This is a genomic window from Moorena sp. SIO4E2, assembly GCF_010671945.1.
Lineage (GTDB): Bacteria > Cyanobacteriota > Cyanobacteriia > Cyanobacteriales > Coleofasciculaceae > Moorena > Moorena producens.
The window spans coordinates 1-12,264 of record NZ_JAAHIE010000011.1; the positions used below are offsets into that span (position 1 = coordinate 1).

Annotated in this window: 7 protein-coding genes; 5 read left to right on the plus strand and 2 right to left on the minus strand. The window is 44.2% G+C overall.

The features are described 5' to 3' along the window. From F6K37_RS02285 to F6K37_RS02305, 5 genes are all read left to right on the plus strand, one after another. The coding region (locus F6K37_RS02285; RefSeq protein ID WP_287247901.1) for an ABC transporter ATP-binding protein at positions 1-1,519 on the plus strand (1,519 nt) is incomplete at its 5' end. A gap of 897 nt (positions 1,520-2,416) precedes the next feature. After that, a complete protein-coding gene (locus F6K37_RS02290) occupies positions 2,417-5,110 on the plus strand; it encodes a CHAT domain-containing protein (protein WP_502708331.1) in 2,694 nt (897 codons plus the stop codon). A gap of 334 nt (positions 5,111-5,444) precedes the next feature. After that, complete coding sequence (locus F6K37_RS02295; RefSeq protein WP_131827273.1) at positions 5,445-6,164, plus strand: DUF928 domain-containing protein; 720 nt, start codon at positions 5,445-5,447, stop codon at positions 6,162-6,164. Positions 6,165-6,844: 680 nt separating this feature from the next. Next, complete coding sequence (locus F6K37_RS02300; protein ID WP_287247906.1) at positions 6,845-9,577, plus strand: CHASE2 domain-containing protein; 2,733 nt, start codon at positions 6,845-6,847, stop codon at positions 9,575-9,577. Positions 9,578-9,581: 4 nt separating this feature from the next. Next, positions 9,582-10,868 (plus strand): ATP-binding response regulator, encoded by a 1,287-nt coding sequence (locus F6K37_RS02305; protein WP_008177898.1) that lies wholly within the window; start codon positions 9,582-9,584, stop codon positions 10,866-10,868. On the opposite strand, the gene F6K37_RS02310 is transcribed toward F6K37_RS02305, so the two are convergent. Both F6K37_RS02310 and F6K37_RS02315 read right to left on the minus strand, forming a co-directional pair. Beyond that, positions 10,810-11,922, minus strand: a complete 1,113-nt coding sequence (locus F6K37_RS02310) for an FHA domain-containing protein (protein WP_008177896.1) — start codon at positions 11,920-11,922, stop codon at positions 10,810-10,812. The two genes, F6K37_RS02305 and F6K37_RS02310, sit on opposite strands and share 59 nt — an antisense overlap. A gap of 39 nt (positions 11,923-11,961) precedes the next feature. Further along, the gene (locus tag F6K37_RS02315) at positions 11,962-12,264 is read right to left on the minus strand and encodes a hypothetical protein (RefSeq protein ID WP_287247909.1); all 303 of its coding nucleotides are present in this window, start codon (positions 12,262-12,264) and stop codon (positions 11,962-11,964) included.

Here is a 12,264-nt window from a genome sequence, read left to right on the forward strand (position 1 = left end):
GGCTTCGCGCATCCTATTGTTTGGAGTGGGGCGCAAAGTGGAATTTGACCTGAAGCAACGGATTTTTAAGCATTTGCTGACATTGGAACCAGCCTATTTTTCTCAGAACACGATCGGTGATTTGATTAACCGAGCCACCAGTGATGTGGATAATATTCGGCGTCTATTGGGGTTTGCAGTTTTGAGTCTGGCAAATACGGTGTTTGCCTACTCTTTGACCGTGCCGGTTATGATTGGCATTGATCCGTGGTTGACGTTCTTAGCCTTGGCGGTTTATCCGTTGATGTTGATCATTGTCAAGCTATTTAGTGAGAAACTGCGCAGCCAACAACAAGAAGTCCAGGAGAAACTGTCTAACCTCAGTGAGCTGATTCAGGAAGATATGAGTGGTATCGCCATGATTAAAATATACGCTCAGGAAGAAAACGAGCGTCGTGCCTTCCATCAGCTCAATCAGCAGCTTTTGGGAGCAAATCTCAATTTGGCAAAAACACGAAACTTTCTGTTTCCGATAATTGAGGCTCTTACCTACCTCAGCTTACTGGTGCTGTTAACTATTGGTCCTGGTTCCATTGAGTCCGGTGCTATCAGTATTGGTGACTTTGTGGCGCTGATTATCTACACTGAACGTTTAGTCTTCCCCACAGCACTGCTAGGGTTTACCATCACTGCTTATCAACGTGGTGAAGTGAGTATTGATCGTATTGAGTCGATTCTCTTGGCTCAGCCTCGGATTACCAATGCCCCAGATTCAGTTAGCCTGCCAACCCCAGTAAGAGGTCAGCTCAAGGCTGTCAACTTGAGTTACACTTACCCCAGCAGTCAAACTCCTGCCCTGAAAAATGTTAGCTTCACGATTAATGCAGGTGAGACAGTAGCGATTGTGGGAGCCATTGGTTCTGGAAAATCTACCCTGGCTAATGCCTTGCCTCGTTTGCTGGATATTCAAGCTAGTCAACTGTTTTTGGATGGATATGATACTACTAAGCTGCCCTTGCAGAACTTGCGGAATGCGATCGCATATGTTCCTCAAGACAGCTTCTTGTTCAGCACTAGCATTAAAAACAATATCTGCTACGGTATACCAATCAGCGAACACTCAGAGGTAGAATACGCAGCTTCGCAATCCCAAATTCACCCTGAAATTATGAATTTCCCCCAGCAGTACCAAACAATTGTCGGGGAAAGGGGAATAACCCTCTCTGGGGGGCAGCGACAACGTACTGCTTTAGCTAGAGCTCTACTGATGGATGCACCAGTGCTGATTCTTGATGATGCACTTTCGAGTGTTGATAATCAGACAGCAACCCAAATACTGGACAATCTTTCCGAAGGAGTCCAGCGCAAAACTGTAATTTTTATCTCCCATCAACTTTCAGCTGCTGCTAAAGCTGACCGGATTTTGGTAATGGACGCAGGGGAAATTGTCCAAACTGGTTCTCATGGTGAACTTCTACAACAACCCGGTATTTATCGCTTTCTTTGGGAGCAGCACCAATTAGAAGAAGTGTTGCAGTAGTTATTGAAGTAGTTAACGTACCGTAAGCTATCAGCTATCAGCGTGTCGCGTATCAGCTATCAGCTTATGGGTTAGGTCACAGCGTCGAAGCCTGTGCCACGCTAGAAGCCTGTGCCACGCTACTGTTCGCCCAGCACCTCAAGTAGCGCAATCGGTGCTTTTGAATAGAATAAGCTGACCGCTGACCGCTGACCGCTGAATGCTTACAAAGTACCTAATAGCTAACAGCTTAAAAACGGGACTGGCCGGATTCGAACCGGCGACCTAGCGCTTCAGATTGGTGTGAGTTTCCCCACTCTCTGGACTATACCTTCACCCTAGGTTAATACCTCTTAAGGTTAATACCCCTTAGGTGGTGGCCGTCTAGTCTCTCCACCTTCCTGCATTTAACCTCGACGATGACTCGCACACAGATTCAGGCTTGGCTCGGTATTGCCTTAGAGTACTGAATAAGCTAAATACCCCTTAGGTTTCACCGAATTTGACCACATTCACTCACGGAATTTCTTCCATGGTGCCCGATTTTTCAGGAGGCGCTTGCTCTATCCAGCTGAGCCACAGCCCCAATCGCCATATAACCGTATATTATCACAAAAGCTGTTGATTAAGCATCTATAGTGATACCCAATCAGCGTTTCACACCCCCGTTAACCCAACTGGTAACAGGGAATGGGTCATCGAACCCAATTTTTACGCAGTTTGTTGGTTGACGCTCTTGCCAAGAAAAGTGGGAACTATAGAACTAATCCCGATTAGCTCCCATATTGGGGAAGAGTATGTTCCGGTCATGGCTAATATTCAGCTAATTAATAACTAATTAATAATTAATTAATAACTAAGATGACAGAAATTTATGGGAGCCCAAGAAAATTTGCTGGTAGTTATTGGACATAGATGATGAGCAAGCTAGGTAAGCTTCCCAAATCTAGTCACTATACTATCTGGTTAGGATTACTAACCTTTTTGATAGTGACTATGGTAGTTCCTGCTGTAGCCCATCCTGATCATTCGGTACTGGGGAGTAGAGCAAAGGTCGGTGGAAACCAGGAACTCGTTAGTGCTATTTCTAATCCCCAAACCCTTGTGCTAGAACCCACCAAGCATGGTTCAGAGTTGCTAGAGCAAGGCAGAACTCTCTATGAAGCCGGACGATTTGCTGAGGCGGCTGCTGTCTGGCAACAGGCAGCTGTTGGTTTTGAGCAACAAGGTGATGAAGTGGGACAAGCTTTGAGCTTGAGCTATCTCTCCTTAGCTGACCAACGATTGGGAAAATGGCAGCAAGCCCAGAGTGCTATTGACCAAAGTTTGAAGATTTTGCAGGGTATACAACTTAGGGAAAAAGGGTCGATTTTGGCTCAAGCGCTGACTATTCAGGGCAGTCTCAGAAATGCGATGGGACAAACGGAATCTGCTCTGGAAAGTTGGCAAAACTCAGAAGCTACGTATCAATCTCTAGGGGATGAGGTTGGCATCTTGGGTAGCCAGATTAACCAGGCTCAAGCCCTACAAACTATGGGCTTCTACAGGCGATCGCGAAAACTCTTAGAAGCTGTCAATGAAAAGCTCCAAGCTCAAGATGATTCCCTGCTTAAAGTCAAGGGATTGCGGAGTTTGGGAGTGGCTTTGCAAGTAGTGGGAGATGTACACGAATCCAGGGAAGTTTTAGAGCAAAGTTTGGAAATCGCCCAGAAGTTAGATTCTGCCACGGATACCAGTCACATTCTTTTCAGCTTGGGAAATACTTCCAGAAACTTACAAGAGCCGGAAACCGCCTTGAAGTATTACCAACAAGTGGTCACAAAAGCAACTAGCCCACAAATTCAAACTGAAGCACAACTCAACCAACTCAGCCTTTATATAGAACTAGACCAGCACAAGAAAGCGATCGCACTATTGCCTGCCATTGAATCTAATCTAGCTCAGCAGCCCCCCAGTCGAACCACAGTCTATGCTGCGGTCAACTTTGCTGAGAGCTTGTCAAAGTTGGCAGCTGCTTCAACTAGACAGTCACAAGGGGTGCCTATACCTATCCAAAAAGCCGCAAAAATTCTGGCACGAGCAGTGCAACAAGCCATGGAATTGGGGGATCCAACAGCTCAAGCTTATGCCATGACTCAGTTAGGTTCATTGTATGAACAAACCCAGCAGTGGTCCGAGGCTTTGAGGTTAACAGAGAATGCTCTACAGATTGCCCAAGGTAATCATGCCTCAGATATTGCCGCTCGTGCAGCTTGGCAACTGGGGAGGCTGCACAAACAGCAGGGGGATATCAACGAAGCGATCGCAGCTTACGATTCAGCGGTCAAAACTCTCCAGTCACTGCGCTCAGACTTAGTCGCTATCAATCGAGATGTCCAATTTTCTTTCACTGAAACTGTCGAACCGATCTATCGAGAGCTAGTTGAATTACTACTGCAACCTTCTGTCACCACCCCTGAGCCAGGAGGGGTATCCCAGGCAAAAGGCTCAGCAGAAATTAGTCAAGACCACCTGAAAAAGGCGATGCAAGTTATTGAATCGCTGCAATTAGCTGAATTAGAGAACTTTTTCCAGGAAGCCTGTTTAAAAGGTCAACCGAGGCAGATTGACCAAATTGACCAGAAAGCGGCAGTTATTTATCCTATTATTTTGCCAGAACGGTTAGAGGTGATTGTTTCTGTGCCAGGACAAGCCCTCCGTCACTACCAAACTTATATACCTCAAGCAGAGCTGGAGCAGTTCTTCCGACGGATGCGACAATCTTTGAATAGAGCTTTTTCTGAGCGAGCACGTCTCAAGCTCTATCAGCAAGGTTATGATTGGCTGATTAGACCTGCAGAATCTGAGTTAGAAGACCACGGCATCACCACTCTAGTATTTGTGCTAGATGGTTCTTTGCGGAATTTACCCATGTCCGCTCTCTATGATGGTCAACAGTATTTGATCGAGAAATATAGCATAGCTCTAAGTCCAGGATTGCAGCTTTTAGATCCACGCTCCCTTGAATCAAACCAGATCCAAGCTATAACTGCTGGGCTGAGTGAGGGTCGCCAAGGTTTTAAGCCGTTGCCAGCAGTAAAGCGAGAATTAGAACAGATTTCCTCAAAAATTTCCACAACAGTGCTTTTGAATCAGGAGTTTACTGATAGCAACCTCCAAAACGCTGTTGATGCACAACCTTTCCCAGTATTACATCTGGCAACCCACGGTCAGTTTAGTAGTACTGCCGATGAGACGTTTGTTTTAGCCTGGAACGATCGAATTAATGTCCGGCAATTCAATTCACTACTGCGCTCAAGAGAAAGACAAGACACTAATCCCATTGAATTATTGGTACTCAGTGCTTGCCAAACTGCTAGAGGGGATAATCGTGCTGTCTTGGGGTTAGCTGGAGTAGCAGTACGTTCGGGAGCACGGAGCACCTTAGCTACCCTATGGGCAGTAAGGGATGAATCTACTGCTCAGCTGATGGCTGAATTTTACAAGTATCTGGCTCAAGCAGGTGTAACTAAAGCTGAAGCATTGCGCCGTGCTCAGTTAGCGCTATTGAAAGGGGAATATAACCATCCTGTCTACTGGGCTCCCTTTGTGTTAGTGGGAAATTGGTTGTAATTGCTCTATAGCAGAAGTCAAAAGTCAGAAGTCAGAAGTCAGAAGTCAAACTCTTGCGCTTACAAAGGGTGTGAGACTTTTGTCATGTCCTAACTGCCCTGGCGACTGCTCTATCTCTAATCGAAGGACTTTTCAAACACATTCTTAGAGGACAATTGGGCATCAAACATACTAGAAATAAAACATAAAACAAACATGAACGCAAACATTAGGCGTTTATATTGAAAGTTCTAGCAACCCTCAAAATAAAAATTAGAAAGCGGTAAATAATCTGCTCTGCTTTCTGTGCCCAGCATGATCATAAAGAAAGTCCTGCAGCAATAGGAAATATTTTATGAAATCAAACAAATTAGCCGTGAGATTACCACTTTGTTTTACTTTACTATTCCTAGGAATGAATCTCATCCACAGTTTGCCAACTCAGGCGATCGGATTCAGAAATACGCAGAATCCAAGACCGGAGAGAGCAAGGGGAGGAGCTTCCCGGGGTGAAGATATTTGTTTCTCTGATGCTAAAACCACCACTTCATCAGTCACACCGCTGATGCCAGCCACTAATTTGGGCTTAACGGTAGCAGAACGTCCAACTTTGCTGGTATATGTTCCTCAGACTTCAGCTCAAGAAGCTTTTTTAAGTTTCGAGGATGAACAGCGAAACCATCATTACCAGTCCTTTATACGTCTGCCTAATCAGCCAGGTGTAATGGCGGTTCAATTACCACCTGAGGCTCCACCACTAAAGGTCGGTAAGAATTACCAGTGGTCTTTGGTGATGATTTGTGGGGAGTATTTAGAACCAGATAGTCCTGAGGTAACTGGATGGATTCGTCGAGTTGAAGCCAATTCTACCTTGATGAATCAGCACACATTAAAAGCCTCACTGAAAAAAGCCTCATTGTTGGCTAAAGATGGGATTTGGGTCGATACTGTCGCTACCCTCGCTGATTTAAGGCGAGCTGAACCAAGAAATTCAGTCTATCGCTCCCATTGGGAAGAACTGTTACAATCAGTAGGACTAAATGCGATCGCTAACCAGCCGTTGCTCAATAAATAAACTATAAATCACTGAACATCAGGCCATCAACTCTTATCCTGCAATCCTTGCTTTGCAAGGATTTAACCCTATGGGGCTCAAGGGGTTAGTTAGCAGCTGATCTGTGATAAATCCAAAAAATCTCGCTTCTTAAACCCGTGGTTTTAAACCAGGGGTTTAACATGGGGCTTAAAACAACTTACGGAATTGATTCCGTCCTATCCTGTCAATAGCTGAACTAAGAAACTCAATCAAGTATATAGCAATTATTCTTTGGGTGAGGTACAAATTATTCGGTTTTAGGGAGCAGGGAGCAGGGACTTCGGAGCAGATAACGGAGCAGATAACAGGTAAGTCGGAAGAGGGAAGAGGTAAAAAATTCTGTGTACCTCATAGCTATGATAATTGCTATAGTTGAGTCAGTTAGCAATTACCCATTACCAATTAGCCTCAATCATTCCATAATTGGGCAACGTCAATTTTTATCCCTTTTTTGCTTTTTTTCTCAAGACTGTTACTTAGTCAGGATTTACTGGGAACTCTGTAGGTAAGTTATCGACGGGTTAGTGACTCACCACAAAAGCAGTTCTACCGGTCGATGCTATTCCTGGAATCCTGCCAACCAATAGAAGCGCCTATAGGCTTCTCACCAAGGTTGGTAGAGAACAAACCTGACCTAGATTAGAGATTGACTAAGGGGAATGTGGCTTCACTTTAAAGAGCGTTTGAAGCAATGGCGCTTTGTATTTATAATAGCTCCAGTTGTGGCTGCACTAGTCACTGTTTTGGATACGGCAGGATGGTTCCAGCTACTGGAGTGGGCTACCCTGGATCAATTTTTTCGCCTGCGTCCGGTTGAAGACATTGATAATCGCATTGTGATTATCACCATAGATGAATCGGATCTGACTCAACTGGGAGGATGGCCGATTTCTGATGCTGTTTTAGCTGAGTTAATCACAAAAATTAAAGCATACCGGCCTCAAGGTATTGGTCTGGATATTTATCGCGATTTTCCAGTGGAACCTGGTTATCAGGAGTTCGTTGAGGTGATGAAGTCCACACCCAACTTGATTGGAGTGAAGTCCCTCGTGAGGGATAAAAGAGTTGCCCCACCTCCGACCTTAGCACAACGAGATCAAGTTGCTCTAGCAGATTTGGTGCTAGATGGGGATGGTAAAGTAAGGCGAAGCTTGATATCAGCAGCAGATGAATCCGGTAAGGATATACCTACTTTAGGCGTTAGATTGAGCTTGATGTATCTTCAAGCCAAAGGGATCAATCTCAAAAAAATCAATGGGAGGCGCGAGTATTACCAATTAGGTCAAGCAAGATTTTTCAATCTAACCGAGAAAAATGCTGGTTATCAAGGTGCAGATCTTGGAGGCTACCAAATATTGTTGAATTACCGTGGCACCCAGGAGCGCTTCAATACAGTTTCAATCAGTGATGTTCTGAGCAATAGAATTTCGCCGGAGCAGTTGTACAATCGCATTGTTTTGATTGGTATGACTGCACCGAGCCTTAACGACATTTTTCCGACGCCCTATGATAGCAGTCTCAGCTCTATCGTTCAGGAAATGCCTGGTGTTGTTATTCATGCCAATATCGCCAGCCAGATGTTGAGTGCAGCACTTGATGGACGACTTCTGCTGCGAGTATGGTATGTTAACGCACAGGGGCTGTGGATTTTTTGCTGTTCGTTGATCGGAGCCGTAGGAAGTTGGGTATTACCAGAGACTAACTGGTTAAGAAAACATCTCCTGAGCAAATTAATTCTGAGTATTTTGATGACAGGGGGCATGATTGTCGGTGGTAGCTATTTAGTCTTTCTAACAGGTTGGTGGATTCCTGTAATTTCCCCATTAATAGCTCTATGTTTATCGGCGATTTTAGGAACTAATACCCATAATCAATGGCAATTGAAACAAGCTAACCAGCAATTGCAAGATTATTCTCGCACTCTGGAGGTCAAAGTTAAGGAGCGCACTCAAGAATTAGAAACAGCCAAAGTAGCTGCTGATGTTGCTAACCAGGCAAAAAGCGAATTTTTGGCTAACATGAGCCATGAACTGCGCACTCCCCTCAATGGCATTCTGGGATACGCTCAAATCCTCAAACGCTCTTCAAATATAAGTAAATCAGACCTGGATGGCATCGGTATTATTCACCAGTGTGGCTCCCATTTACTTACTTTAATCAATGATATTTTAGACCTATCGAAAATTGAAGCTCGGAAACTAGAGCTGCACAAAAGTGATATTCATTTTACTTCATTCTTGATGGGCGTGGTAGAAATTTGTCGGATTCGTGCCCAGCAAAAAGGTATATCGTTTATTTACCATGCCGAGCCTCAGCTGCCAGTGGGTATTTATGGGGATGAAAAACGCCTGCGGCAAGTTTTAATTAATTTACTGGGTAATGGGATTAAGTTTACTGATACTGGAAGTGTGACCTTTCAAGTAAGTTTAATCGGTTCATCGTTGAATGGTGACCCTTCCCACACAATCAGGTTTCAAATTGAAGATACTGGTGTCGGGATGACTCCAGAACAATTGAAAAAGATTTTTTTGCCGTTTGAGCAGGTAGGAGATACTAAAAAACAATCAGAAGGCACTGGCTTGGGATTGGCAATTAGTATGAAGCTTATTTCCCTAATGGGGAGTGAAATCAAAGTGGAAAGTACCTTAGGTGAGGGAAGTAGGTTTTGGCTAGATTTGGAACTAGCAACCACTACCGAATCGCCCCAGCAAGAAACAGTCGTAGACAGCAGCAATATTGTTGGCATTAAAGGGAAACGTCCAACCATACTAATAGTGGATGATCATCTCAACAATCGCTCGTTACTCATTAACCTACTAGAGTCGATTGGATTTCGTTGTTTTGAAGCAAGTAATGGTCAAGAAGGTTATCAGCAAGCAACAGAAATTAAGCCCGATTTAATTTTGACAGACATTGTGATGCCAATTATGGATGGATTGGAAATGATCGGTGCTATTAGGAAATCACAGCAATTGCCAAATGTAGTGATTATGGTTGTATCTGCTAGTGCCTTTGAAACTGACATAACAAACAGTATAAAGACTGGAGCTGATGCATTTTTATCTAAGCCAATTAACATGGATTATCTTTTTAATCAGTTACAAAAATATTTAAAAATTAATTGGATTTATGAACATAATAACAACCTAGAAAGTATAACTTCAGAAAATCTATCACTGGAGACAGGTGAAATTTTTGCTCCACCAGCTGAGGTAATTGATCAGCTATTTGAATTGGCCAAAAGAGGCAATATCCATGGCATAGATAAAACCTTGGTTGAACTGGAACAGAGCGATAAAAAATATCGGCATTTTGCCAAGGAGTTAAGGCAATTAGCAACTAGCTTTCAGGTTAAGCAAATTCGGGAATTTATAAAATCGTTCAGGGGGTAAATCCATGACTATCACTAAAGTTGATCAAGCCACTATCTTGATCGTTGATGACAATCCCACGAATTTGAAAGTGTTGTCGGAAGCGATCGCAAATTCGGGATGGGAAATATTGGTAGCAACTGATGGTGAAACGGCTATCGATCAGAGCGAATATGCAACACCAGATCTAATTTTGTTAGATGTAATCATGCCGGTAATGGATGGTTTTGAAACCTGCCGCCGACTGAAATCTAATCCGGCAACTAATGAAATACCAGTGATTTTTATGACTGCTCTGAATGACACGGTTGATAAGATCAAAGGTTTGTCCCTGGGGGCTGTAGATTACATCACCAAGCCGTTTCAGACTGAAGAAGTGTTAGCCCGTCTCAAGGTGCATTTACAACTGCATTTCCTGACCAAACAACTAGAAGACCAAAATTTGTACTTAGAGGAGCGGGTAGCGGAACGCACTGCTGATCTACAACAGGCAAACCAGCAACTGCGAGAATTAGAAGCTCAGCTACGCAAAGCTCTAGCCCAAGAACAAGAATTCAATCATCTTAAATCTCGGATGATCATAGCCATTTCCCATGAGTACCGCACGCCCTTGACCAGCATTCTCTCCAGTTCTGAACTGCTGGAAGCTTACTGCCATCGATGGGATAAATCTAAACAAAGCCAACATTTTCAACGGATCCGAGCAGCTGTTCAACGGATAACGGACTTAATGGGTAATGTGATGTTCCTGAATAAGGCAGAATTTGAACAACTGGAGTTTCAGCCTACTCCTTTGGATTTAGGGGTATTTGTGCGTGATCTAGTGGATGACATGCAACAGCACTATGGTGATAAACATCACCTGATTTTAAACATTGATCAAGACTGTGGGCGACCGTTGTTTGATTCTAAGCTGCTACTGCAAATCCTTACCCATCTGATTGACAATGCCATCAAGTATTCCCCTAATGGAGGCAAGGTTTTGATCAAGTTTACCTGTCAAAATAACCAAGTTATTTTTGAGGTGAGTGATGACGGGATTGGCATTCCTAGGAAAGAGCAACATAATCTATTTAATGCTTTTCATCGAGGCTCGAATGTAGAAAATATTTCTGGTACTGGACTGGGGTTAGCCATTGTCAAAAAATGTGTCGATATTCATGGTGGGACAATTAGTCTAAACAGTGATGTTAGCGTTGGCACTACTTTTACGGTAATGCTGCCTCGTAGAGTATTAGATGCGGATCAACTGCTCAAGGTAACTGGAAAGTCCATTCCTGATTACCAATCTGGATCACATTTCCTGCACTAAGCCAAAAGGGTTGATGGGAACTAAGCCGCTGTTGGTCCACAAAAGTACCATTGGAACTACCCACATCAATGATTTGGTAGCGCACTTTGTCCTGAGGCTCTGGAATTTGGAGAATTTGGGCATGGTTGCGAGAACACATCGCATCTTCTAACACTAGGGTGTTCGTGGGTTCTCTGCCAATGGTGAAAGGATTAGCAGACAAAACAATCATGGCACCGGATGAACGGTTTACTAAACGCCCCTTGCTTGCTGGGGTAGGATTGGAAAAAAGTACGGTTGGGGCAAGTACTGGTTGATCGCGAATGGGCAGACTGGGTGTGGCGGCTGATTCGTCTGGAATTGTAGCCCTAGGTACTTCCTGATTGACAATGGAGTGTTTAGAGTTAGCTTCTCCACCAGGGAGGATATTGACTTGCTGGATTGGTGGTGGGGAGAGTTCTGGGCGACCAGCATTGGCAATCTGCATTTTTAGGACGGCTTCATGTTCTGCTTCCTGTCGAGCACTCATCCCTTCGACTTGACGAATTATCCCCCGTGTGTTAGGAAAGCTGATGTCACTGACTCGCACATCTTCGATGGAAAAGCCTACGGTATAGTAAACGTCAACATGGTCGAGAATGTATTGTCGGACTTCTACTCGTCCCTGATTGGTTAACTGTTCCATCCTTAGGTGACTAATTGCTACTCCTAAACTATCTTTAACGGCACTAGTTAGGGCAGCAATGGGGTCAGATATTTCTAGGGCAACTCGTTTGGCATCTACCACTTGATACATTACATTCAAAGAGACATTGACAAGATACTGATCCCGGGATAGAAAGTCTCCTTGGGAGGTAATGGGCAAGTGCCGGAGTTTGCTGTCTACTAGGAGCAGTTCACATTTTTCTAGCCAGGGTAGGGCGAAGCTGACATGACGCCCTGGCTTCCATACCCGCACACACCGACCATTTTTGACAAATAAAGCAATATAGCCTGCCCCGATAAAGTCCATGCTCCATCCTGCCCAACGGTCTGGGGTCAGGGTTTGAATCAGTGGGGGTGAGTTACCAGACATTAGATTTTGTTTAGAAGAGTGATGGGAGTAGTGCTTTTTTTAGCATTCCGCCGACAGGATAGTCCGATGGAATGCTGCCTGATCAATAGCTAGATGAATGTGGGACAGGGATTTACTGAAACTGACTGAATCAATTATAACGGTTTGTACTTGAGTACAATATATCGGGTTGTTTAGAAGGGGGAAGTGTGGGGAGATGGGGAGATGGGGAGATGGGGAGATGGGGAGAGGTTGGAGGGTTCCTAGCACAAACCATTTTTGCGATCGCGTAGCGGCTCGTACCGAGCATCGCGTAGCGTGACCTAAGGTCAATCGCACTTTTAGAATTTGTTCATTCTTCAT

Bases quoted from the DNA above. Each gene is read 5' to 3' on its own strand.
- F6K37_RS02315 (WP_287247909.1), bottom strand. From the start codon at position 12,264: ATGAAGAATGAACAAATTCTAAAAGTGCGATTGACCTTAGGTCACGCT.
- F6K37_RS02295 (WP_131827273.1), top strand. From the start codon at position 5,445: ATGAAATCAAACAAATTAGCCGTGAGATTACCACTTTGTTTTACTTTA.
- F6K37_RS02305 (WP_008177898.1), top strand. From the start codon at position 9,582: ATGACTATCACTAAAGTTGATCAAGCCACTATCTTGATCGTTGATGAC.
- F6K37_RS02290 (WP_502708331.1), top strand. From the start codon at position 2,417: ATGAGCAAGCTAGGTAAGCTTCCCAAATCTAGTCACTATACTATCTGG.
- F6K37_RS02310 (WP_008177896.1), bottom strand. From the start codon at position 11,922: ATGTCTGGTAACTCACCCCCACTGATTCAAACCCTGACCCCAGACCGT.
- F6K37_RS02300 (WP_287247906.1), top strand. From the start codon at position 6,845: ATGTGGCTTCACTTTAAAGAGCGTTTGAAGCAATGGCGCTTTGTATTT.